Genomic DNA, 23491 nt, shown 5'->3' on the forward strand with positions numbered 1-23491 from the left:
TCGTCGTACACCACGGACCCGGACTTGACCTGCCACCGAGTGGTCCGAAGAGGCCCTGACCTGCGGAAACGCTGGTCAGGGCCTTCTTCTCTAATACCCCTGAGGGGTGTTTCGAGCGACTGATTCCGAGGCCGCGAGCGCGGGTCGCTGACCTGCGGAAACGTGTCCGCGTTCTGGGTTGGTGGGGAATGGGTGGGGAAGTTGCCACTCTGCGCGCTGTGACGGCCGCAGTCGCGGGTCGTTGACCTGCAGCAACGCCGGGGGGTGGGGTATGGAATCGGAGCAGAAGGCCCGACCGTCTCGATTGGGCGACATCTCACTGGGTGGCTCGGAGGAGTCCCGAAGCGCGGAGCCAGATCTTTCGGGCCGGGCCGAGTCGAGGTGGCAATGGACGGGGTGAGCCGATGCCTGCCGAAGGTCTGGCCGGGTTGGTAGAGCCCACCGCCACGGCTGGGCATGGCTGCTGCGCCGGCGGTTTCAATGACCCACGGGGTCGCCCGACGCGTACATCAGACCCTTCACAGGACTGTGCTCTTGACGCATCCTCTGACGGGTGGGCCCGAGGGAGTGAGCCTGTTGCTCCGTCGTTCTGATGCCGGCACGGTGGCTCATACGCGAGGATCTGAAGATGGGCCGTCGGCAGCAGGAAGAAACAGAGCGCAAGTACGACGTCGACGCGGCCACCGTGTTCCCGAATCTCGCCGACACGTCGGCCGTTGACTCGGTCGGTCAGCCCGGGACTTTTCTGCTCGAGGCGGTCTACTTCGCCACGCCCCGTCTCGATCTCGCCCGTAACGGAGTGACCCTGCGCCGCCGCACGGGCGGCCACGACGAGGGGTGGCACCTGAAGATCCCGGCCGGTCAGGACATCCGCACGGAGTTGCGCGAGCCGCTGGGTTCGGGGCGAACGGTGCCGGAGGTGTTTCGCGCGCGCGTGCATGCCATCGCTCGGGGCCGGACCCTCGAGCCGGTCGCCACGGTGCGCACGGAACGGCGTGAGTACCCTCTCCGCGACGCAGAGGGCGGGGTGCTCGCTGTGGCCGCAGACGACAACGTCCGCGCGCTGCGTCTCGGCGGGGGCGAAGAGGTGCACATCGATCGTGACGCCAAGGCGCTGGTGGGGGTAGCGACTGCTCGGCAGGCGAGGGGACGGAGCGGCACACTGTTTTATGGACACCATTGAGGGAAGCGTGATGGGCTCATCCCCGGAAGTGCTCGTCTTCGACGTCAACGAGACGCTCTCGGACATGGCGTCGATGGGGGAGCGGTTCGCTGAGGTCGGTGCCCCACCAGAGCTTGCCCGGCTGTGGTTCGCGACGCTGTTGCGCGACGGCTTCGCCCTTGCCGCAGCTGGGGATGCTGCCCGGTTCGCCGAGATCGGCACCGGCGTTCTCGCCGCTCTCTTGAGCGCTGAGCGCATCGCAGACCCGGAAGCCACTGCGGCACGGCTGGCGTCCGCGGTGGCGGATCTGCCGCTGCACCCCGACGTCGTCGAGGGCATCCGGGCCCTGCGCGGCGCGGGGTACCGGCTCGTGACCCTCAGCAACGGTTCCGCCCAGGTCGCCGAGCAGCTGTTCGGTGCGGCCGGGATCCGTGGGCAGTTCGAGAGGCTCCTCACGGTGGAGGACGCCCCGGCCTGGAAGCCCCACCCCGCCGCGTATCGCTACGCGGCGGAGCAGTGCGGAACCCGAGAGCAGGAGATGCTCCTGGTCGCGGTGCACCCGTGGGACATCCACGGGGCGGCCAGGGCGGGGCTGCGGACCGCCTGGGTCAACCGCACCCAGGCGTCATACCCGTCCTACTACGCCCGCCCGGATCTGACCGTTGACTCTCTGACGGACTTGACGCCCGCTCTCGCGCAAGGATCATAAGCCGGGCCGGAGTGACCAGGGCCGCCCCGACCCGGACTGACCGGGGCCGCCCCAATCGGGACTGAGTGGGCCGGCACGGCCGCCGAACCAGGCGGTCTCTCGCGTCTGATCGAGCGGCGCTGACGCCCGACGGGACGCCGGTCTGGGCGCAGTCCCGACCCACGTTGGCATTCGAGGTCGGCAACGACTGGGGCGACGCCGCTTTCGGGGCTGGCTGGGAGCTCAGCTCTAGCCTCGGTGTTTGTTAGGTAAGGCTTACCTACGCTAGGTTCTCCACGGTTCAACCGTGCGGCCCTTCCGGGAGCACAGACCTCGTCTCCCCTCGCGGGCGAGAACTCGCCACACGTCTAAGCCAGGAGCAGCATGTCCCTCTCGATCGTCCGCCGTATGCCGCGTCTGCTCGTGGTGCTCACGACCGCTGCCGCGCTCGCCGGGTGTAGCAGCGGCGCCGACACCGATGCGGCGCCGAGCAGCGGCGACGTGGTCGTCAAGACGGACGACGCGACGTGTGAGCTGTCCGCGGCCACGGCGCCGGCGGGGACGGTCACCTACCGGGTGACGAACGCGGGGTCGAAGGTGACGGAGTTCTACGTCTACGCCGAGGGTGACCGCGTCGTGGGGGAGGCCGCGAACATCAAGCCAGGTGGAAGCCGGGACCTCAAGGTCGAGCTGGCCAGCCCCGGCACGTTCACCGTCGCGTGCAAGCCGGGCATGGTCGGCGACGGGATCCGGCACGAGTTCACGGTGACCGGTGCGACCTCGACCGGGAACGCGGATGAGAAGGTGACCCGAGCCATCGCCGCCTACCGGGAGTTCGTCGGCGGCCAGAGCGATGAGCTCGTCGCCCGCACAACGGAGTTCGTTGTGGCCATCAAGGCCGGCGATGTGGCCAGGGCCAAGTCGCTCTACCCGCAGGCGCGTCTGCCGTGGGAGATGATCGAGCCGGTGGCGGAGTCCTTCGGCGACCTCGACCCCCGCATCGACGGACGTGAGGACGTGGTCGACGAGGGCATGGCCTTCACTGGTTACCACCGCCTCGAGAAGGACCTGTGGGTCACCGGGCTCCAACCGGACTCGACGAAGATCGCCGATCAGCTGCTAGCCGACGTCAGCGACATCGCGGCCAAGGCCCAGACCGTCGAGCCCGATGCGCTGTCCATCGCCAACGGCGCCAAGGCGCTGCTCGACGAGGTGGCCACCGGCAAGATCACCGGTGAGGAGGAGCGCTACTCGCACACCGACCTGTGGGACTTCAAGGGCAACCTGCAGGGCTCGCAGGCCGCGCTGGAGACCCTGCGGCCCGTCGTCACGCCACGCGACGCCGCGCTGCAGCAGGCACTCGATGCGAAGTTCGCCGAGCTGAACATGCTGCTCGACTCGCACCGCAGCGGCGGCGCCTACGTCAGCTACACCAGGCTCACCGACGCAGACGTCAAGAAGCTCACCGTCGCGCTCGACGCCCTCGCCGAGGAGGTCGCGAAGGTCCCCGGCGTCGTGGCCGGCTGATGAGCAGCCGCGAGGAGGGGGTCTCCCGCCGCCAGCTGCTCGTCGGGTCGGCCGGCGTCCTCGGCGTCGCCGCCGGCGCGGCCGGAGGGTATGCCGCCGGGCCGGCTTCCCGTCGTGACGCCGGTGCCGGGGTGGGGCCGGCTCCCGCGGCGCTCGATGCCCCGGTGGCCTTCCACGGGGAGCACCAGGCGGGCATCGTCACGCCGGCCCAGGACCGACTGCACTTCGTCGCGCTCGACGTCATCTCAAAGGACCGGGCCGAGCTGGCCCGAATGCTCGAGCGGTGGACCAACGCGGCGGAGCGGATGATCCTCGGTGCCGAGGCGGCCCCCGGTGGCCTCGTCGGCGGAGGCCCACACAAGGTGCCGCAGGACACCGGCGAGGCCTACGGGCTGCCCGCCTCGGGCTTGACGATCACCATCGGGTTCGGCCCGTCCCTCTTCGACGACCGTTTCGGGCTGGCGAACCGCAAACCGGTTGCGCTGCAAAAGTTGCCGGCGTTCCGCGGTGACCGGCTCGAGGCCCACCGGTCCGGCGGCGACCTGTGCATCCAGGCCTGCGCCAACGACCCGCAGGTGGCGGTCCATGCCGTGCGGAACCTGGTCCGGCTCGGCTTCGGGGTCGTCTCCGTTCGCTGGTCGCAGCTCGGGTTCGGCCGGACCTCGTCGACCTCGACGAGCCAGACGACCCCGCGCAACCTGTTCGGGTTCAAGGACGGCACGAGCAACGTCAAGGCCGAGGAGCCCGACGCCCTCGCCGAGCACGTCTGGGTGCAGCCGCAGGACGAGGCCGGTGCCGGCGCCTGGATGACGGGTGGCTCCTACCTCGTGGCCCGCCGCATCCGCATGCAGATCGAGGTCTGGGACCGGACCAACCTCCTCGAGCAGGAACAAGTCTTCGGACGCGGCAAGCAGGAGGGCGAACCCCTCGGCGAGACAAAGGAGTTCGACCGGCTCGACCTGGACCGCACCGGCCCGGACGGCAAACCGCTCATCCCGACCACCGCGCACGTGCGCCTGGCCCACGAGAGCCAGCTCGGCGGCATACGGATCCTGCGGCGGGGCTACAACTTCACCGACGGCACCGACGGGGTCGGCCACCTCGACGCAGGGCTGTTCTTCATCGCCTTCATGCGCGACCCTCGCCGCCAGTTCGTCCCGATGCAACGCGCCCTCGCCGCCAAGGACGCGCTGAACGAGTACATCGTCCACACCGGCTCGGCCCTCTTCGCCTGCCCACCCGGCACCGAGCCGGGCCAGCCATGGGGCCGAGCACTGTTCGCCTGAGGCCCTGCGACACGAAGGGGAACCGGGACGTGCACTCGCGACGGCCACAGGGCCGCCAACTTCCGCCCGGTGGACCGGCTTGCAGCAGACGCAAGCGGCAGGCGATCCGGGGAAGCCGTGGCCGCTCTAGCCCTCCTGCAAGATTCTGGCGGCGAGGAGCTTCTTGCCCTGCTCGGCGCCCTTCTGGCTTTCGTGCTGCGCCTTGCGGAAGAAGTCGGCAAGTTCCTGGTCGCCGTCACGCTCGGCGTCCCCGATGTAGGTCTCGAGGCGCAGTGCGTTGCTCAGGGCCTGCTCGGTGAACCAGATGATGTTGTAAGTCCTGTCCTTCGTGCCGGTGATCTCGCCGGTCTCCTGCTCGCTCATGGTTGATCTCCCGCCAAGACGGCCGTGTCCAGTCTCGACTTTCACGCTACCCGCTGACCTCATCCGGTTCCAGAGACGCAACTGGATGCTTCTTGAGCATCGTGCCTGTGCTGTGCCGGGCGTTGCCAGCTGCCTCCTCATCGGCGAGGGGCACTACCTATGCGACCTCGCCCAAGGGCGGGTCACCGGCGCACGCTGTGGCGGCCGCTAACACCAGAGCAACAGTTCTTTGGATCGAACAGCTGCCCGATTAGTGTGTTCGGCTGGACGGCACCGGCGGTGAACGGCAGGTACTTCCCCGGCGGGGCCAAGTGGCCGCGGCTGGGCACGTTACGCCGGGCCTGAGTTGGGAGCCCGCCGAAGCATGAGCGCGAAGCCCCCGGCAGAATCGCCGCCGTGGCGAGTGAATCTTCGAGAACATTGATCGGCCCGCCGGTGGTCCACTTGGGCCGGGATGGCCGAGCCAGGCTCGACAGGGCGCGGATTCTGTGGCGCGATGCTGGGCAACGCCGAGTGGGCGACCCCGGCGCTTGGCAGGCCTGCGTGGGCAGACTGTCCTCATGAGGACCGATGGAGCCAAAGTCCACGTGTATCCGGGGTGGACCGCGAAGGTTAGCCGCGAGGGAGTGGTCGTCCTGACCGACACCAGCGGCGAGGTGCGCGCCCGGTGGTCCCATTCACCGAACTCCGACGCGCAGATCGCGCAGGCCTCCAGGTTTCACCGGACGGGTAGGTACGAGGTGGAGGTTCCGGGCATAGGGAGCGCGGTCGTGGACAACGGTCGTTCCAAGCCGCGCCGACGGCACCATTTCGACGGGTTCATCGAGCTGGTCGGCCGTCGCTACGAGGTTGTCCATCTCTCACGTCGGCGCACTGAGTTGCGCCGCGACGCTTCCCTGGTGGCCCGGTTCCGGTCCGGGCGCGGGGGTCGGGCGCATCTCCTCGAGGACAGGGCCCGAGACGAAACCGACCGGCTGGTCATGGGTCTGGTGTTGGCTGCGGTCGGCGTCGGGCGACCGGGGTGGCTCGAGATGCAACTCGAGGGCCTTTGAGGCGCTCCAACCGGCTCACGGCTCGCTCAGGTTCGTGCCTGGGTTTCAGTGTGCTGGCAGCCCAGCGCGAAGGGCCCTCGGCAACGGCCTCCCGAGGTCCCAAAGGGATTGCGGCCGAGCCGGAGGTCGCTCAGCGTTACGCCCCTTGCGGATGTGGCGTCGTCAGGCGGCCGCCACCTCCCGTGTAGTGCTGGTTGCACTCAGCCGCGGGAAAGCACCTTGACCAGCTGCTCAACGGTTGGTGAGCCCTCGACGGCCACGGCCGTGCGGTACAGCCGGCACGAGAGGCCGATCGGGTCGCGCTCGTCCGCGAAGGGGTCCCGACCATCGATCAGCACCGAAGGTGAGCCGCGAAAAGCCCAGGCCTGTGCCTCCTCGGGCGTGCTGATCAGCACCCGCTCCACTTTGGCCGCGCTCGCCACCGTGTCCAGGGCCTCCCGTAAGCGCGCATCGGCGAGCTGCCAGTTCGGGCATCCCTCGAAGTAGAGCAACTGGATCCTCATGTGCCCATCCTGCGCGCTCATCCCGCCCGCGCACACGGAAGCGGTTCGAGACAAGCGTGAATCGAGTAGCGGGAACCTCCTGCTCGACGATGTTGTTACCCCCGCCGCCGCGGCGCTCGCTCCGCCCGGACCTGATGAGTTCAGGCAGGCTGTCCATGACCATGCGCCAAAGGCCACAACCAGTGGTGGCGAATTTGCTTGGCGAACGCGGCAGGCGGTGCCGGCGTGGACCGCCATCCATCCATTCCACTGTGGCCTGTCTCGTCCCCGGCCTCAGTGTTGGCCCTCCGATCCGTTGAGGCGCAGGCTTTCCCCCTCTTTGTCCCTTGCAGCTAATGGACATCGCTCCGGTGCCGATCACGCTGGCCGTCTCGGCCTCGATCAGCTCGCAACGCGACCCGCGACCGCGTCCTGGATCAGGTTCCAACCCTCCCGGTGCTGAACGCAGAGGCTGTGATCTGCGCGATGAAGCAGGGAGCGGCCGTTGGCGCTCTAGGTGCTAAAGGGACGGGGAACTGCGCTTTTCCGCGTGCAGCCACTCCAGCACCCTCTCGACCGACTGGACGGTGTCGACGCATGCCGGCAGGGGCGGTCGCCGAACGACGACGACCCGCGCGCCGCAGTCACGCGCGGCTCTCAGTTTGGGCTCGGTGAGGGCGCCACCGGAATCCTTCGTCAGGACCACGTCGATGCTGCGCGACTTCATCAGAGCCCGTTCAGCGGCATACGGGAAGGGACCGCGGGCGCAGATGATCTCCCACGAGGCGGGGATCGGGATCTCGGGTGGGTCCACGACCCGCGCCACGACGGGACGGTCGGTCCAGCACGTGAAGGTTCGCAGGCCTTGACGGCCGGTGGTGAGCAAGGGTCTTCGACCGGCTGACTCGGCAGCCCTTCTGGCGCCCTCGAGGTCGTCGGCCCAGATGAACTCTTTGGCGAGCGGATGTGCTTCCCAACCGGGGCGCTGCAGGCGGAGAAGGGGCACACCGGTGCGCCCGGAGGCGGCGAGGGCATTCGCGGTGATCTGCTCGGCGAACGGGTGCGTCGCGTCGATGATGTGCGTCACGCCGTCCGCCGTGACGTGCCGGACCAGTCCGTCGACGCCGCCGAACCCGCCGACGCGCACGTCGCCGACCGGGAGGGTGGGCCGCTGGACCCGGCCGGCGAGGCTCGAGACGAAACGCAGGCCGAGGGCGTCGAGCGCGGCGGCCAGGGCCCTTGCCTCCGCAGTGCCGCCGAGAATGAGCACGCGTGCTGGGGCCGGGGCCTGGCCCGCCGACCGCGCGGAGGCGACCTGTCCAAGCGGGGAGCCTGGCCCGTCGACGGTCATGACATGACCCTTCGGCGGGCGGAGAGCGCGTGGGCCGCGCCGACGACGACACCGGCCGAGCCGGCCTGAACCCACCAGGCAAGCCGCCGTCCGGGCTCGACATCGGCCGGCGTGGCGGGCCGTCCTGCGCCCAGCGTTCCCCGGTCCTCCAGGACGCCGCCGTAGTCGTTCACGCCACCCAGCACGACGCCGAGAGCACCCGCGAACGACGCCTCGACGACGCCGCCGTTCGGGCTGGGATGGTGCCGGGCATCGCGACGCACCGCTGCCACAGCCTCAGCGGCGGACCCGGTGCCGCCCGCCAAGGGAGCCGCCGCAGCAGCCAGCAGCGCTGCCACCCGCGCCGGAACCCAGTTCAGCAGGTCATCGAGCCGCGCTGCCGCCCAACCGAACTCGCGATAACGCTCGCTCCGGTGCCCGACCATCGCGTCCAAGGTGTTGACCACTCGATAGGCGACGAGACCGGGCGTTCCCAACACCGCGCCCCACAGCAGTGGGGCGACGACGGCATCGGAGGTGTTCTCGGCGAGGGACTCGAGGCACGCGCGAGCCACCCCGACCTCGTCGAGGGAGGCCGTGCTCCGCCCGACGATGCGGCCGACCTGGGCACGTGCGCCGGGAAGGTCAGCGGCCCGCAGTCGCTCCTCGACCGCCTCGGCCTCCCGCAAGAGGGAACGACCACCGAGGACCGTCCAGGTCGACGCAGCTACCACGAGTGTGTGCCCGATGCCGTGGCGCCGAGTCGCGCGTTCCAGGGCGGCCACCGCACCCGTCAACGGGAGGGCGAGCAGCGCGAGGTGAGCGACCCCGTGACCGCGGTGAGCGGCATACATCCTCGTCTCCAGCGTGCGCGCGAGCGAGCCGAAGCCCGCGACCGGATGCCATCGCGCAGGGTCGCCGAGCACCTGGTCGGCAAGCCAGCCGAGCGCGAGCCCCGCGGCGCGGCTCATGCCTCGAGGGAGAGGTCCGCGACGGCGCCGACCACGACGACAGCCGGCGGCGCGATCTCAGCCTGCTCGGTGACTTTGGCAATCCCGTCGAGGGATGCCCGCAACGTCCGCATCGTCGGCAGACCCGCGTCCGCGACCACGGCCGCAGGCGTGTCCCCTGGCAGTCCGGCGTCGAGCAGCGCCCGCGACACCTCGTCGATCGTCGCGACCCCCATGAGGATGACGATCGTGGTGCCGCTCCGCGCGATCGCATCCCAGTCGAGCGTGCTGCGAGAGTCGCTGGGCGAGACATGGGCACTGACGACGGTGAAGCCCTGCACCAGCCCGCGGTGGGTGACGGGGATGCCGGCGAGGCCCGGTGCGGCGATGCTCGAGGAGACGCCAGGTATGACGCGCACGGGCACTCCCGCTGCCCGGCAGGCCTCCGCCTCCTCGCCGCCGCGACCGAAGACGAAGGGATCGCCACCCTTGAGGCGCACGACGTTGCGTCCGGCCAAGGCATGCTCCACAAGCAGAGCGTTGATCTGCTCCTGGGGAGTGGCGGCCCCGCGGGGAATCTTGCCCACGTCCACGATCTGTGCGGTCCTCGGCGCCTCGGAGAGCGCGTCCATCGGAACGAGGCGATCATGGAGCACCACGTCGGCACCCCGGATCGCCTCGAGCCCGGCGACGGTCAGCAGTCCGAGGTTGCCAGGGCCGCCGCCGACGAGCGTCACGCGTCCGAGCCGGGCCGGCGACTCCGGCGAGCCAGGCGTCGCAGGCTCCTCGATGCGGTCAGGCGACATGGATCCTCCTCAGGCCGTTCAGCGCGGCGACCAGAGCCGCCGAGATGTCAGGAGTGCGCACCGCGAGGCGGATCCAGGTCGGCCCCAGCCCGGGGAAGGTCTCACCGCGTCGCACGGCGAATCCCCTCGCGGCAAGGGCTTGGCGGACCGAGACCGAGGACAGTGCGCTGGTGTCGACGAGGACGAACGGAGCACGTGAGCCGGGTACGGGGGGCAGGCCGGCAGCGATTAGTGCCGCGACAAGACTGGCGCGGTGGCTGTCGATGACGACCGCCTCGGCCGCCGCGTCTGCGACGGCACTCGGCGAGCTGCAGGCGACCATCGCCGCCAGAGCCGGCGTCGAGACCGACCACGGGGGTTGCACCGCCCGGAGGCGGGCGATGAGCGACGGGTCCCCGACGACGTAGCCGGCCCGCAGCCCGGCGAGGCCCCACGTCTTGGTGAGGGACCGCAGCACGAGCATGCCGGTGAGGTCGGTCGCGAGCATGGACTCCGGCTCGCCGGGGACGGCGTCCATGAAGGCCTCGTCCACGACGAGGATGCGTCCCGGGCGGCGTAGCCGGTCGAGCGATTCTCGGGAGTGCAGGACACCGGTCGGGTTCGTCGGGTTGCCGAGCATGACGAGGTCGGGCGAGCCAGGGACGGCGCTGGCGTCGAGCCGGAATCCGGCGCGCCGATCGAGGACGTGACGGACCGGCCGATGGCCGGCTGCGCGCAGGGCCGCCTCGGGCTCGGTGAACTGGGGGTGGACCACGAGCGGTTCACGAGGCGTGAGGGCTCGTGCGATGAGGGTGAACGCCTCGGCTCCTCCGGAGGTCGGCAGTACCGATTCGACTCCCACGCCGTGCCGCTCGGCGATGGCCGCTCGGGCCCCTTCGTCCTGGGGGTAGGCGCCGAGGCTGGATATCGTTGCGGCGATGGCGTCGGCGAGCCAGGTGGGCGGTGCGCTGCGCCGCACGTTGACGGCCAGGTCGACGAGTCCCTCCGCGAGGTCCTGGTCGCCGTGGTGCGCCAGGTCGAGCGTCGACCGAGTGGCGTGGGCGTGCACTGCATCGGCGAACGACTGAGCGAGCCCTGGATGCCCCGCCCAGTGCGTGTGCAGATAGGACGCATGCACGGTGGCCGTACCGGTGCCCGCCGGGTCGAGGGCAATCCCGTCGGGTCGCTCGTCGAGCAGCCATCCGGGCACGCGGTGCGCGCCGGTGGACGGCGCGAGTTGCGAGACGTGGCGCGACCCGGACTGCACAGATGGCCCGGCGGGGCTGCCCGGGAACGTCATCTGGGTGCGGTGGAACTCGTGCCCGGTGACCGTGGTGCCGGCAGGACCGAGGACCGAGGGGACCGCCGTCGACGCGGTCCGGTAACCGAGGCTGAGCCGGGGACCCATCTCGGCGGTGGCCGGGAGGGCGCCGACCATGGGACGGCCGTCCACGGACTGGCAGAGGTAGAGCATTCCGGCACACTCCGCGACTGTCGGCATTCCGGCCTCGATCGCCGCACGGATCTGCCGACGCAGCTGCTCGTTCGCTGCGAGCTCGACGGCGTGCACTTCGGGGAACCCGCCGCCCAGGTAGAGCCCTGCGGTGCCCTCCGGAAGGGAGGGAGCCGTCAAGGGGTCGAAGACCACGGGCGTGAGCCCCGCCGCACACAGCAGCTCCTCGGTCTCCGCGTAGCGGAACGTGAAGGCGCGCCCACCGGCGACAGCAACGACCGGACGTCGGGCATCGTCTGGTGGGGTGACGAAGTCCGCTGGTTCCCAAGGCTGCTCGGTAAGAGGCTCGGCAGAGTGTGCGAGCCCGAGAACGGCGTCGAGGTCGACGTGCGCCGCGATGTGCTCGCCGAGGCGACGGACCATCGCGGCCGCCTCGTCCCGCTCCGCAGCCGGCACCAGCCCGAGGTGACGGGACGGCGCCTCGATCCCGGCGTCGCGCGGCACCGAGCCCAGCACCGGGATCCCGGTCCCCTCGACCGCGCGGCGGACCTCCTCCTCATGCCGGGCGGAGCCGACCCTGTTGAGGACGACCCCGCCGACGCGGATCGCAGGATCGTGGTGCGCCAGGCCGGACACGAGGGCGCCGGCAGTCCGGGACAGGTGGCTCACGTCGAGGACGAGGAGCACCGGGCTGCGGGTCACCGCCGCGACGTGAGCCGTCGAAGCGAAGCCATCGCCCCCGATGCGGCCGTCGAACAGGCCCATGACGCCCTCGATCACGGCGACGTCGGCCGGCTCCGGCGTCCGGGCGCCGTGGAGGAGGAGCGGCGAGATGCGCTCCACGCCACAGAGCCACGGGTCGAGGTTGCGCCCCGGCCGGCCGGTGGCCAGGGAGTGGTAACCCGGGTCGATGTAGTCCGGGCCCACCTTGGCGCCTGCCACGCGCAGTCCACGAGCGGTGAGCGCCGCCATGAGACCGGTCGACACCGTCGTCTTGCCATGCCCGGAGGCGGCGGCTGCGACGACCACCCGTGGCAGCGTGGTCGCTCCGGCCTCACCACTCGATGCCACGTTGGCCCTTCTGTCCATGGTCGAAGGGGTGCTTGACCTTCGTCATCTCCGTCACGAGGTCGGCGATGCCGATGATCGGCTCCGGGCAGCGCCGGCCGGTGATGACGACATGCTGGCTGCCGGGCCGTTCGACGAGGGTCTGCACGACATCGGCCACGTCGACCCAACCCCACGCCATCGGATAGGTGAACTCGTCGAGCACGTAGAGCCCGTGGGCCTCGTCCGCGAGGCGGCGCTTGATCTCGGCCCATCCCTCCTGCGCCGCTGCCGCATGGTCCTCCTCGTCACCAGCCTTGCGGGACCAGGACCACCCGGAGCCCATCTTGTGCCACTCCATGGGCCCGCCCGTGCCGGTCTCCTCGTGGAGCCGTCCCAGCGTCTCCACCGCGGTCTGCTCACCAATGCGCCACTTCGCGCTCTTGACGAACTGGAAGACCCCGACCGACCACCCCTGGTTCCAGCCGCGCAGGGCCAGGCCGAAGGCCGCTGTCGACTTGCCCTTGCCGTCCCCGGTGTGGACGATCACGAGCTGCCGGTTGCGACGCTGCCGGGTCGTGAGGCCGTCCTGAGGTGTCATCTCCACCTTGCCCTGCATCAGGCCACGTCCTCTCGCCTCGCTGCTGTGTGGGACCGCACGGCATCGACGAGCATCCCGGCCGCGAGGTCGTGCATCGGGACGTGCTCCGCCTCAAGCTCCCCGGCGAGGCGTTCGGCAAGACCCAGGCGCAGTCGGCTGGCCTCGCAGTCGATCACGACGCTGCTGACGCCATCCGCACGTACGAGACGCGCCGCCTCCATCGCGCGCAGGAGTGGATCCGGCCCGCTCGTGGCCCGGCCGTCGGTGACGACGACGAGCAGTGGCCGGCGCGCAGGGTCGCGCAGCCTGGCACGGCGGATCGTCACCAGCGCGGTCAGGAGGCCCTCGGCCAGCGGGGTCCGGCCGCCGTGGGCCAGGTCGGCAAGCCGACGAGCCGCGACGTCCACCGATCCAGTTGGTGGGAGGGCGAGCTCGGCTGCCTGTCCCCGGAAGGTGACCAGCCCGATCTGGTCGCGCCGCTGGTAGGCGTCGAGCAGCAGGGACAGCACGGCAGTCTTGACGACCTCCATCCGACGCCGGGCGGCCATCGAGCCGGACGCGTCGACGCAGAGCAGGACCAGGTTGGCCTCCCGTCCCCGCGCCACCGCACGCCGGACGTCGCCGACGACGATGTCGAGCCGTCCGCCCGACGGGCCTCGCCGCCGGGCGGCCGCTCGGATGGTGGCAGGGAGGTGGACGGCTCCGACCCGGTCGCCTGTGGACCGGACGGTCCGTCCACGGGTCGTCAGCGCCTGCGACCGTCGTCCCGCCTGTCCGGCACCGACCCCCTTGGCCTTGAGCAGCCGTGCCCGGTAGGGCCGGCCCGCCGCGGCGGTGCCGGTCGCAGATGCCGTATGCCGCTCAGCGGGCTCCTCCTCGTCGGCCTCCGTCGACTGGGGTTCCGTCGCAGCCGCCGGTGGCCTCGGGCGGCTCGGGGCGTCGGGCGCCGCCTCGTGCGCCCCGGCACCAGACGGTCGGGCCGGCTCCGCCCCGTCGCGGCGGGCCCCTTGGTCGTGTCCGGGCATCGGGTCGTCCGGGTGGGGCCGGTCCGAGTCCCTCGGGTCCGAGTCCCTCGGGTCCGAGTCGGGCCGCTCCGGGTCCGTCGCGTCCGTCGGGTCCGGCTCGTCGTCCGGGCCGTCGAGCAGCTCGTCGAGCAGCGCCTCGTCCAGGCCCGGAGTGTCGAAGGGCGAGCGGCGGCGCCGGTGCGGCAGCGACAGGCGCGCCGCCGCCCGCACATCGGCCTTGGTCACGACGCGGCGACCTGACCACGCCGCGTGGGCCACAGCGGTGCGGGCCGTCACGAGGTCGGCGCGCAGCCCCTCGACCCCGAAACCGGCGCAGACGCGGGCGATCACGGCCAGCATGCCGTCCGGGAGGTCGACGTCCGCGACGGCAGCTCGGGCGGCGAGGATCCGGCTGCGCAGCAACTGCTGCTCAGCGGCGAACCGTCCGGCAAAGTAGGGAGGGTCGGCGTCGAACGCGAGGCGGCGACGGACGATCTCGGTCCGGGTCTGCACGTCCTTGGGGGCCGTGACCTCGACGGCCAGGCCGAAGCGGTCGAGCAGCTGCGGCCGCAGCTCACCCTCCTCGGGGTTCATCGTGCCGACGAGGACGATCCGGGCCGCGTGGGTGACCGAGATGCCATCGCGCTCGACGGTGTTGCGGCCCATGGCGGCCGCGTCGAGGAGGAGGTCGACGAGGTGGTCGTGAAGGAGATTGACCTCGTCGACGTAGAGGATGCCCCGGTTGGCGCTCGCGAGCAGGCCCGGCTCGTAGGTCGCGACGCCCCGGCTCAGCGCTGCAGTGAGGTCCAGGGAGCCGATGACCCGGTCCTCGGTTGCCCCGACGGGCAGCTCGACGAGACGGGCCGCCCGCAGTTCCTCCGGCTGGTGCGGCCCATGCGGTCCGTCGGGACAGCGCGCATCCGGGGCAGCCGGCGCGCAGCCGAAGCGGCACCCGACGACGACCGCCTGGTCCGGGAGCACGGCCGCCAGTGCCCGCACGGCGGTCGACTTCGCAGTGCCCTTTTCGCCGCGGACGAGCACGCCCCCGATCTGGGGCGAGACGGCGGTCAGCAGCAGGGCAAGGGTGAGGTCGTCCGCGCCGACGAGCGCGGAGAACGGATAGATCGCTTGTCCCACGATGGGATCGGCGAGAGATGCTGACGACGCCGCCATGGAGCCTCCTGCGGGTGCCTCGCCCGCCTGGTTGACCGGGACCACGCCGGACGCCGTGGCCAGCGGCTGCAGATGCCCTGGCTCCCCTCCTGCACCGGCAGGTGGGTCACAGTGGCGGGACCGCTCCGGACTCTCACCGGATTCCTCTCCAGTCGCCGCGACGCAGTCTGCCACGTCACGTTCGGTCCTGCGGCGCGGGGTCCGAGCCTCGAGAACGCCCGACCCGGCAGCGCACTAGGGTCTGCGAGGTGATCGACGTGATCGAGGTGATCGGGATCGGCGCGGGTGGCACGGCATCGTTGGGTCCGGACGAGAGGCGCCTGGTCGAGCGGGCCGAGGTCGTCCTCGGCGGGGAGCGCCACCTCGCGATGCTGGACGACGCCGCGGGCCGTGAGCTGATCCCGTGGCCCTCGCCCCTTCGCAGCCACCTGCCGCGGCTGCTCCAGCGGGTCTCGGGGCGCCGCGCCGTGGTGCTCGCGAGCGGCGACCCGATGGTCTCCGGCATCGCCTCGACGATGATCGAGCTGCTCGGGCCGGAGGCGGTGCGCGTGCACCCCCACGTCTCCTCGGTCGCGCTGGCCCGCGCCCGGATGCGCTGGAGCTCCGAGGACTGCGAAACCGTCACCCTCGTCGGCCGGGATCACGACCGGCTGCGACGGCATCTCGCGCCGCGGGCACGGCTCGTGGTGCTGACCCACGGAGCCGATGCCCCCACCCGGCTCGCCGAGCTGCTCGTCGAGGAGGGGTACGGCGAGAGCATCCTCACGGTCCTGGGGGACCTCGGCGGCGTGGACGAGTCACGGCACGACGCGGCGGCCGCCCGCTGGGACGGCCCGCCCGCTCCCCGGCTGCACCTCGTCTGCATCGAGTGTCGCCTCGACGGCACGCGGACGGCGCGGTCGCTCGTGCCCGGCCTGCCGGACGACGTCTACGACAGCGACGGCCAGCTGACCCGCCGGATCCTGCGCGCCGCTGCCCTCGCCCACCTCGCGCCGACGCCGGGTGACGTGATGTGGGACCTGGGGGCCGGCGCCGGATCGATCGGCATCGAGTTCGCACGCCAGGACCCCCGCAACCGTGTGTATGCTGCCGAGCGAGTTGCCGCACGAGCCGCCCGGGCCCGCTCCAACGCAAGGGCGCTCGGGGTGCCCGGGCTCGTCGTGCTCGAGGCCCCGTCGGTCGACGCGATCAAGGAGTTCCCCTCTCCTGATGCGGTCTTCGTCGGCGGCGGTGCCACCGAAGAGCTCCTCGAACGGGTCTGGGAGCGGCTCACCCCGGGCGGCCGGCTCGTCGTCCACGCAGTGACCCTCGAGACCGAGGCGCTCCTGCACGCGATGCACCGCCGCCGTGGCGGTTCATTGACCCGGCTCGCGGTCGAGGACGCCCAGCCGCTGGGCCGGTCCACCGGATGGGCTCCTCGACGTGCAGTCATCCAGTGGGCGGCCGCCAAGCCCGCTGCCCGTCAAGGCCATCGAAAGGAGCCGTCATGACGGTCCACTTCATCGGCGCCGGCCCGGGCGCCGCCGACCTGTTGACGCTGCGGGCCGTCCGGATCCTCGCGGACTCGCCGGTCTGCCTCTACGCCGGCACGTACATCGGGGACGAGGTCCTCGCGCACTGCCCCGAGGGGGCCACCCTGGTCGACACGCAGGCGCTCAACCTCGACGCCATCATCGAGCACTGCATCGCCGCCCATGGCCGGGGGCAGGACGTCGCGCGCCTGTGCTCCGGCGACCCGTCGATCTACTCAGCCATTGCCGAGCAGACGCGCCGACTGGACCGGGCCGGTGTCCCCTGGGACGTCACGCCGGGTGTGCCCGCGTATGCCGCGGCAGCCGCCCTCATCGGACGGGAACTGACCGTGCCCGAGCTCGCACAGTCGGTCGTGCTGACCCGAGCCCACCGGGACTCCACCCGGCTGCCCGAGACCGAGTCGCTCACGCACTTCGCTCGGTCCAGAGCGACCCTCGTCCTCCACCTCGCCATCAGGCAGACCCGAGAGCTGGCGGCAACGTTGGTCGAGGACTACGGGCCGGACTGTCCGGTCGTCGTGGTGGCCAACGCGGAACAGCCGGGCCAGCAGATCCTGCACGGCACGCTGACCGACATCGCGGACCAGGTCGAACAGGCCGGGCTCCGGCAAGCGGCCGTGATCCTCGTCGGCCACGCCCTGGGTGCTCGCGAGCGCGACGACTTCGTTGACTCGCACCTCTACTCCTCGAGGGTCGCTGCGGCCGGCTGACCGGGCGCTGTGCCATACTCGCGCCACCACGCCATGTCAGGGCACGGAACCCGGTGTGAATCCGGGACGGTCGCGCCACTGTGACCATCGCTTCGGCGACGGGAGTCAGACACGTCCCTGACACAGCCTCACGAGGACGCGCCATCCCAGGAGTGTGAGCCGAAGTGCACATCGCAGAGGGTTTCCTGCCACCGCTGCACGCCGCGGCGTGGACCGTCGCCGCCGCACCGTTCGTCGTCCACGGCGCACGAGCCGTCGTCCGCGAGCGTCGCGAACGCCCCGAGACGACCCTGCTGCTCGCCGCAGCCGGCGCCTTCACCTTCGTCCTGTCGGCGATCAAGCTCCCCTCGGTCACGGGCAGCTCGAGCCACCCGACGGGGACGGGTCTCGGCGCGACGCTCTTCCGGCCGCCCGTCATGGCTTTCCTGTCGACCGTCGTGCTCCTCTTCCAGGCCCTCCTGCTTGCCCACGGCGGGCTGACGACGCTGGGTGCGAACGTCTTCTCCATGGGGGTGGTCGGCCCGTGGGCCGGGTATGCCGCCTGGCGGCTCCTGTGCGGGCGGCACCGCGGTCTCGCGATCTTCACCGCCTTCGCGCTCGCCGACCTCGCGACCTACTGCACGACCTCGGTCCAGCTCGGCCTCGCGTTCCCGGACCCGGTCAGCGGCATCGCCGGGGGGGTCGTGAAGTTCCTCGGCGTTTTCGCCCTGACCCAGGTCCCCCTCGCGGTCGTCGAGGGCCTGCTCGGCGTCCTGGTCCTGCGGCTGCTGGCCGACGTCGCCGGCCCCGAGCTCGCCCGCCTGGGCATTGTGCCCACCACTCCGCCGTCCGAGGCGGTCACGCGATGAGGCGCCGGCGCACGACCTTCCTGCTCCTGCTGGGCATCGTTGCCCTCGTCGCGATCGCGCTCGTGCTCGGCCGCGGGGCGGACACCGACGAGAAGGCCTTCGTCGGCACGGACTCCCGGGCGACGAGCCTCGTCGAGCAGAACCATCCGCACTATGTCGCCTGGTTCCAGCCCCTCTTCCGTCCCCAGTCGCCCGAGGTCGAGTCCGGCCTCTTCGCCCTCCAGGCCGCCCTCGGAGGGGCCACGGTCGGTTATGCCGTCGCCGCCCTCAGGGCACGTCGACGCCTCGAGGCCGCCCTGGCCGCCGCTCGGGAGGAGGCGCGATGAGCCGGAGCCTGGCGCTCGACACCGCCGCCTGGTCCTCGCCGTGGCGGCATCGCTCCGTCGCTGACAAGGCGGTCCTCACCCTGGCCCTCCTCGCGACCACGCTCCTGCTGCCCGTCTGGCCCACCGCGGCCCTAAGCGCGGCTGCAGCTCTGATCGTCCTGCTCGGCCCCGCCCGGCTGGCGCCGACCGTTCTCGCGCGGAGCCTGCGCTCACCGCTGCTCTTCATCGTCCTCGGGGCCGCGTCGGTCCTGGTGAGCGTCTCGTGGCACGACGGGCCCCGCGTCGCGATCACCGCGCAGACCTCGACCCAGGCGCTCACCGTGCTAGGGCGCGGCGTCGCCGGGACCCTGTGCGTCTTCGTCCTCGCCGCGACGACCCCGATGGTCGACCTGCTCGCGGGACTGCGCCGGGCTCGCGTGCCGGAGGCGTGTGTCGAGGTGGCCTCCCTCGTCTATCGGCTGCTGTTCGTCCTGCTCGACACGACGCGCCGGATCCGGGAGGCCCAGGCCGCTCGTCTGGGGCTGCGCGACCGGCGCACGACGCTGCGCAGTGCGGGCACGCTGAGCGGCACACTCCTCGTCCGGGCCTGGGGCCGGGCCCGGCGCCTCGAGGAGGGGCTCGCGGGCCGCGGCTACACCGGGGCGCTGCCCTCGCTCGACCCGCCAGGGCGCGTGTCGATCGGGTTCCTCGGCGCCACGGTGGCCCTCGTCGGCGTCATCGTCGTCGTCTCCCTCCTCGGGGCAGGTCCCCGTTGAGCCACCTGTCGCTTGAGGCGAGCCAGGTGGTCATGTCCTTCGCCGGGCGCCCAGTGCTCGACGGAGTGTGCCTCTCCGTGCCCGGTGGCTCGCGGACTGCACTGCTCGGAGCGAACGGGTCCGGCAAGACGACGCTCCTCCGCGTCCTCTCCGGAGCGCTGCGGCCCGATGCCGGGGAGGTTCTCGTGGATCGGGCCCCCTTGCGTCACAGTCGATCCGGCCTGACCCAGCATCGGCAGCAGGTCCAGCTGGTCGTCCAGGACCCCGACGACCAGCTCTTCTCGGCGGACGTGCGCCGCGATGTCGCCTTCGGCCCGCTCAACCTGCGACTGCCAGAGGCCGAGGTGATCGAGCGGGTCGACGAGTCCCTCGAGCTGCTCGGCATCACCGACCTCGCCGGCCGGCCCACCCACGAGCTGTCCTTCGGCCAGCGCAAGCGGGTCGCCATCGCCGGTGCCCTCGCGATGCGGCCCTGCCTGCTCCTGCTCGACGAGCCCACCGCAGGCCTCGACCCCGAGGGCGTCGACGAGATGCTGGTGGCGCTCACCCGGCTCGAGGAGCAGGGCGCGACCGTCCTCATCGCGACCCACGACGTCGACCTCGCCCTGGCGTGGTCGACCCAGGTCGCCGTCGTGACCCGGGGCCGGGTCCTCCAGGGCGAGCCGGCGGCCCTCCTCGGTGACGCCGACCTCGCGACCCGGGCGCGGCTCCGCCGCCCCTGGGTCCTCGAGCTCGGCGACCGCCTCGGTCTGGCGGACGGCGACCCGGCCCTCACGGGAGTCCGTGACCTCGACTCCCTCGCCGCCGTCATCGATCGAGAGCGCCTCTCTGCCAGCGGCAGCCGAGCTGCTCGCGAGGAAGGGCGATGAGCACCCCGGTCAGCGCACGAAGCGGGGCGTCCAGACCTGCCCGTGCTCGGTGACGCGAGTCCCCGACGCGCCAATGATGACAAGGCACTTCATGTCGATGACTGCCGGGTTGAACGCGCCGAGCGTGGTCACTGTCAAGGACTCCTCGGCCCGGCCGACGTCACGGCCGACGACGACGACGGCCTCTGCCCCCCGGACGTCGAGGAGCACCCGGTGGGCAGCCGCGATCTGCTCGGTCCGGCTGCGCGATGCCGGGTTGTAGAGCGCGACGACGAGGTCCGCGGCGGCGACTGCCCGGAGACGGGCCTCGATGACCTCCCAGGGCTTGAGCCGGTCGGAGAGCGACAGGACCGCGAAGTCGCCACCGAGCGGGGCGCCCGCCCGCGCCGCGACGGCCTGCGCGGCGGTCAGTCCCGGGAGCACCCGGATCGGCACGTCGCCGTAACCTCCTGTCTCGGCCGCCTCGAACACGGCGGCCGCCATGCCGAAGACCCCCGCGTCACCGCCCGAGACGACCGCGACCCGGCCTCCCTTGCGGGCCAGCTCGAGGGCGTCACGGGCCCGGTCGACCTCGACCGTGTTCCCCGAGGCGTGCCGCGCCAGACCCTCCCGTTGGGGTACCCGCGCGACGTACGGCGCGTAGCCGACGACATGGTCGACCTCGGCCAACAGCCCCACGACTTCCGGCGTGAGCCACCGGTCGGGACCCGGACCCAGACCCACAACGACGACCTCACCCTGAGGGGCAACCGACCCAGCCGTATGCCGCTCAGCCGGCTCAGCGGCATACGGCTCGGTCGCCCGCCCTGCCGAGTCAGCGCGCAGGTCGCTGCCGGGGACGACGATCATCGACATGTAGGGGACGGTGAGCGGGTCGACGTCGCTGACCGGGATGACGCGTTGCTCACGGGTGCTGGCACGCTCGACGTAGCGGGCCTCGTCCAGGCGTCCGGCCTGCCGAAGGGCCTCCCGGACGCCCTCGAAGGTCCGGCCGAGCTTCATCACCACTGCGGCCTCCGTGTCGGCGAGGCGCCTCGCGAGCTCCGGCACCGGGAGGGTCCCGGGCAGGATCGTGAGCGTGTCCTCGTGCCGGCACAGTCCGGTCCCGGCCGCCGCGCTCGCCGCGCTGACCGACGTGACGCCGGGCACGACCTCGGTGTCGTAGCGGTCACCGAGCCGGTCGTGGAGGTACATGTAGGTGCCGTAGAAGAGCGGGTCACCCTCGGCCAGGACGACCACGTTGCGACCCGAGTCGAGATGGGCAGCAAGGCGATTCGCCGACTCGTCGTAGAAGTCGGACATCAGCCCGTGGTAGCCGAGCGGATGGTCGGTGACTCCCGTCGTGACCGGGTAGACGAGGTGCTCCTCGATCACGTCCGGGCCGAAGTGGTCGGCCGCGATCCGTCGGGCGATCGAGTCCCCCCGGGGGCCGCTGTGGTAGGCCACGACATCGGCCTCCCGGATGAGGCGGGCGGCCTTGATCGTCACCAGCTCAGGGTCGCCCGGCCCGACACCGACCCCCTTGAGCCAGCCGCGTCCGGGCGCCCCGCCTGCCTCCACCGTCACAGCTCCTCCTCGCGGGCGAGCGCGTTGACCGCGGAGGCGGCCAGGGCCGATCCGCCACGACGTCCGTGCACGACGAGCCATGGCACGCCGAACGAGCTCTCGGCGAGGGCCACCTTGGACTCGGCCGAGCCGATGAAACCGACCGGGACGCCGATGACCGCAGCGGGCCTGGGGCCGCCGTCGGCGAGGGTCTCGAGGAGGTGGAACAGGGCGGTCGGGGCGTTGCCGATCGCGACGACGGCACCCTCGAGGCGCTCGTCCCAGAGGGAGACTGCTGCCGCCGACCTGGTCGTTCGCCACGCCTTCGCCAATGCAGGGACCCGGGGGTCGCGCAGCGTGCAGACGACGTCGTTGTCCAGGGGGAGTCGGGCGCGCGTGATGCCCGCCGCGAGCATGTGGGAGTCGGTGAAAATGGGGGCGCCCGAGCGGAGAGCGTCGCGCGCGGCCGGCACGAGGCTTGGGTGCACCGCCATCTGCTCGGCCAGGTCGATGTCGCCGGCCGCGTGGACCATGCGTACGGCGACGGTTCTCGCCGTCTCCGGCAGGTGCTCGAGACGGGTCTCCGCCCTGATAGTGGCGAACGAGCGGCGATAGATCCGCTCGCCGTCCGTCTCGTACTCGTAGCGGCGTGTCGGCGGCGCCAGGTCGGTCATCGGTCCTCCGGGGTGCTTGCGCTGATGAGGGCGAGGGCCTCCGAGACCGACTCGGGGGCAGGTAGGTCGACGTACTGACCCGATGGCGCGCCGCAGCGGCGGGGACATCCCGACACGTGCACGGGGAGCCGGTCGTGCCCGCCGGGCAGGCGTTCCGCGAGGGCACGGGCGAGCCGGTGGGTGTCGATCGCCGACCTGGCACAGCCGGGCAGCCCGGTGCAGGCGTGGAGCCGCGCCCAGGGGGAGTCCGGGGTGACAGCGAGGCCAGCCCGACGGAGCGGCTCGAGCCCGGTGGCGCCGCCCTCGATGACGAGGCTGCGCCACGGCGTGAGGATGACCTCGTCGGTCAGGTTCGCGAGCGCGGCGACGTGCGGGCGCGTCAGCATGCCCAGGGGCACCCCGACGACCGCATGACGGCCGTGCGCCCCGAACGCCGGGGGAGAGCCGGTGGGCAGGGTGACGGCGGCGGCACCCGGCGGTCCGATGGGCAGACCCAGCTCGCGGACGTGCCACGCCAGGGAGGCGGCCTCGGCGCGCCGGAGAAGGAACTCGCGGGCCAGATCGAGCGCGAGCGGCACCGCGGCGTCGACGGGCACCGCCCAGCCACGACTCGCCCCTGCTGCGAGGACGGTCACGGTCGCGTCTCCCGTCGCGATGACACCGACGTCGAAGGCCGACCCGATCACGTCGCCGCGGCCGTCGTCGACGACGAAGAGGAAGCGACCGGGCAGGCGCGCCAGGGAGGGATCGGCGCGCAGGCCCTCGTCGAGCGCCCGGGTCAGCGGGCGGATGTCGACGACGCCCTCACTGTCCAGGCCCGACAGCGGAGACGCGACGATGTTGCGGGCGAGCTCGTGGGTCAGCGATGGAACGAGGCCCGTCGCGATGATCCCTGCACGGGCCTGGGCCGGTAGGGGGTCCGGCAGGCCACGCACCTGCAGGGCGGCGCGTGACGTCAGCTGGAGGGACGGATCAGCCTGTCCCGCAAGGGTGTCGAAGAGGCGGGTCAGTCCAGCCACGCCCACCGGTCGGCCACCGGGACGAAGGCGCACCATCGCACCGTCGGAGGCGGGGAACGGGCGGGACACCCCGGGGCACGCGTCCGAGCCCTCTCGGGGGGCCGCTGCGGTGTCCACCCGTGGATCGTAGGTGAAGGGCCGTCGGCAGCCACAGTCGCTGCCCCGCTAGGGTGGCGGCAGCGTCATCGACCAGGAACCCGGTGTGAGTCCGGGACGGTCCCGCCACTGTGAGCGCGCCACGCGTGGCCGCGTGAGTCAGGAACTGCCGGCGGCGTGTCACATCCGACCGACCGCGGGGCGCGGACACCCC

At 71.7% G+C, this 23491-nt stretch carries 22 protein-coding genes and 3 riboswitches; of the genes, 11 read left to right on the forward strand and 11 right to left on the reverse strand.

Annotated elements, in window-relative coordinates; translation table 11 throughout:
- Window positions 1-628: 628 nt before the first annotated feature.
- From N864_RS04870 to efeB, 4 genes are all read left to right on the forward strand, one after another.
- Window positions 629-1183, forward strand: a complete 555-nt coding sequence (locus N864_RS04870; protein WP_155892813.1) for a CYTH domain-containing protein — start codon at window positions 629-631, stop codon at window positions 1181-1183.
- 10 nt (window positions 1184-1193) lie between these two features.
- On the forward strand, window positions 1194-1871 hold the full coding sequence (locus N864_RS04875) for a haloacid dehalogenase type II (protein ID WP_034714166.1): 678 nt from the start codon (window positions 1194-1196) through the stop codon (window positions 1869-1871).
- 363 nt (window positions 1872-2234) lie between these two features.
- Window positions 2235-3377, forward strand: a complete 1143-nt coding sequence (efeO, locus tag N864_RS04880; protein ID WP_240474212.1) for an iron uptake system protein EfeO — start codon at window positions 2235-2237, stop codon at window positions 3375-3377.
- Entirely contained in the window at window positions 3377-4663 is a 1287-nt protein-coding gene (efeB, locus tag N864_RS04885) for an iron uptake transporter deferrochelatase/peroxidase subunit (RefSeq protein WP_034714138.1), read from the forward strand. The genes efeO and efeB overlap by 1 nt, the downstream gene beginning before the upstream one ends.
- A gap of 126 nt (window positions 4664-4789) precedes the next feature.
- On the opposite strand, the gene N864_RS04890 is transcribed toward efeB, so the two are convergent.
- Window positions 4790-5026, reverse strand: a complete 237-nt coding sequence (locus N864_RS04890) for a hypothetical protein (protein ID WP_034714140.1) — start codon at window positions 5024-5026, stop codon at window positions 4790-4792.
- A 560-nt stretch (window positions 5027-5586) separates the two neighbouring features.
- On the opposite strand from N864_RS04890, the gene N864_RS04895 reads away from it, so the two are divergent.
- Entirely contained in the window at window positions 5587-6078 is a 492-nt protein-coding gene (locus tag N864_RS04895; RefSeq protein ID WP_155892814.1) for a hypothetical protein, read from the forward strand.
- A gap of 200 nt (window positions 6079-6278) precedes the next feature.
- On the opposite strand, the gene N864_RS04900 is transcribed toward N864_RS04895, so the two are convergent.
- The 7 genes from N864_RS04900 to N864_RS04930 form a co-directional block, all read right to left on the reverse strand.
- On the reverse strand, window positions 6279-6581 hold the full coding sequence (locus N864_RS04900) for a DF family (seleno)protein (RefSeq protein ID WP_034714143.1): 303 nt from the start codon (window positions 6579-6581) through the stop codon (window positions 6279-6281).
- A 499-nt stretch (window positions 6582-7080) separates the two neighbouring features.
- Entirely contained in the window at window positions 7081-7911 is an 831-nt protein-coding gene (locus N864_RS04905) for a cobalt-precorrin-6A reductase (protein ID WP_081793381.1), read from the reverse strand.
- On the reverse strand, window positions 7908-8861 hold the full coding sequence (gene cbiB / locus N864_RS04910) for an adenosylcobinamide-phosphate synthase CbiB (protein WP_034714144.1): 954 nt from the start codon (window positions 8859-8861) through the stop codon (window positions 7908-7910). The genes N864_RS04905 and cbiB overlap by 4 nt, the downstream gene beginning before the upstream one ends.
- Complete coding sequence (cobA, locus tag N864_RS04915; RefSeq protein ID WP_051518211.1) at window positions 8858-9646, reverse strand: uroporphyrinogen-III C-methyltransferase; 789 nt, start codon at window positions 9644-9646, stop codon at window positions 8858-8860. The genes cbiB and cobA overlap by 4 nt, the downstream gene beginning before the upstream one ends.
- Entirely contained in the window at window positions 9636-12107 is a 2472-nt protein-coding gene (locus N864_RS04920) for a bifunctional hydrogenobyrinic acid a,c-diamide synthase/histidinol phosphate aminotransferase CobBC (RefSeq protein ID WP_240474213.1), read from the reverse strand. Before N864_RS04920 ends, cobA begins: the two co-directional genes overlap by 11 nt.
- 25 nt (window positions 12108-12132) lie before the next feature.
- Entirely contained in the window at window positions 12133-12744 is a 612-nt protein-coding gene (gene cobO, locus N864_RS04925) for a cob(I)yrinic acid a,c-diamide adenosyltransferase (protein WP_155892815.1), read from the reverse strand.
- A complete protein-coding gene (locus tag N864_RS04930) occupies window positions 12744-14903 on the reverse strand; it encodes a VWA domain-containing protein (RefSeq protein WP_051518213.1) in 2160 nt (719 codons plus the stop codon). Before N864_RS04930 ends, cobO begins: the two co-directional genes overlap by 1 nt.
- Window positions 14904-14953: 50 nt before the next feature.
- A riboswitch (cobalamin riboswitch) is annotated at window positions 14954-15086 on the reverse strand.
- A gap of 65 nt (window positions 15087-15151) precedes the next feature.
- Here N864_RS04930 and cbiE point away from each other — a divergent pair.
- The 6 genes from cbiE (at window position 15152) to N864_RS04960 (ending at window position 19943) form a co-directional block, all read left to right on the forward strand.
- Window positions 15152-16393 carry a precorrin-6y C5,15-methyltransferase (decarboxylating) subunit CbiE gene (cbiE, locus tag N864_RS04935; RefSeq protein ID WP_240474214.1) on the forward strand — a complete coding sequence of 414 codons (1242 nt, stop codon included), beginning with the start codon at window positions 15152-15154 and terminating at the stop codon, window positions 16391-16393.
- The gene (locus N864_RS04940; RefSeq protein WP_034714147.1) at window positions 16390-17145 is read left to right on the forward strand and encodes a cobalt-precorrin-4/precorrin-4 C(11)-methyltransferase; all 756 of its coding nucleotides are present in this window, start codon (window positions 16390-16392) and stop codon (window positions 17143-17145) included. Before cbiE ends, N864_RS04940 begins: the two co-directional genes overlap by 4 nt.
- Before the next feature lie 21 nt (window positions 17146-17166).
- Window positions 17167-17280: riboswitch (cobalamin riboswitch) on the forward strand.
- Between the two features lie 29 nt (window positions 17281-17309).
- Window positions 17310-17993, forward strand: a complete 684-nt coding sequence (locus N864_RS04945; protein WP_034714148.1) for an energy-coupling factor ABC transporter permease — start codon at window positions 17310-17312, stop codon at window positions 17991-17993.
- A complete protein-coding gene (locus N864_RS04950) occupies window positions 17990-18319 on the forward strand; it encodes an energy-coupling factor ABC transporter substrate-binding protein (protein WP_034714149.1) in 330 nt (109 codons plus the stop codon). Before N864_RS04945 ends, N864_RS04950 begins: the two co-directional genes overlap by 4 nt.
- Window positions 18316-19074 carry a cobalt ECF transporter T component CbiQ gene (gene cbiQ, locus N864_RS04955; RefSeq protein WP_034714150.1) on the forward strand — a complete coding sequence of 253 codons (759 nt, stop codon included), beginning with the start codon at window positions 18316-18318 and terminating at the stop codon, window positions 19072-19074. Before N864_RS04950 ends, cbiQ begins: the two co-directional genes overlap by 4 nt.
- A gap of 32 nt (window positions 19075-19106) precedes the next feature.
- Window positions 19107-19943, forward strand: a complete 837-nt coding sequence (locus tag N864_RS04960; RefSeq protein ID WP_155892817.1) for an energy-coupling factor ABC transporter ATP-binding protein — start codon at window positions 19107-19109, stop codon at window positions 19941-19943.
- Between the two features lie 9 nt (window positions 19944-19952).
- On the opposite strand, the gene N864_RS04965 is transcribed toward N864_RS04960, so the two are convergent.
- Genes N864_RS04965 through N864_RS04975 form a run of 3 tightly spaced genes read right to left on the reverse strand, consistent with a single transcriptional unit; the run spans window position 19953 to window position 23298 of the window.
- The gene (locus N864_RS04965; RefSeq protein WP_240474215.1) at window positions 19953-21509 is read right to left on the reverse strand and encodes a precorrin-2 C(20)-methyltransferase; all 1557 of its coding nucleotides are present in this window, start codon (window positions 21507-21509) and stop codon (window positions 19953-19955) included.
- Complete coding sequence (locus tag N864_RS04970; RefSeq protein ID WP_034714151.1) at window positions 21506-22162, reverse strand: precorrin-8X methylmutase; 657 nt, start codon at window positions 22160-22162, stop codon at window positions 21506-21508. Before N864_RS04970 ends, N864_RS04965 begins: the two co-directional genes overlap by 4 nt.
- Window positions 22159-23298, reverse strand: coding sequence for a precorrin-3B synthase (locus N864_RS04975; RefSeq protein ID WP_034714153.1), 1140 nt, complete (start codon window positions 23296-23298; stop codon window positions 22159-22161). Before N864_RS04975 ends, N864_RS04970 begins: the two co-directional genes overlap by 4 nt.
- 32 nt (window positions 23299-23330) lie before the next feature.
- Window positions 23331-23465, forward strand: a riboswitch (cobalamin riboswitch).
- The last annotated feature ends 26 nt before the right edge of the window (window positions 23466-23491 follow it).

It is taken from the genome of Intrasporangium chromatireducens Q5-1 (assembly GCF_000576575.1).
Lineage (GTDB): Bacteria > Actinomycetota > Actinomycetes > Actinomycetales > Dermatophilaceae > Intrasporangium_A > Intrasporangium_A chromatireducens.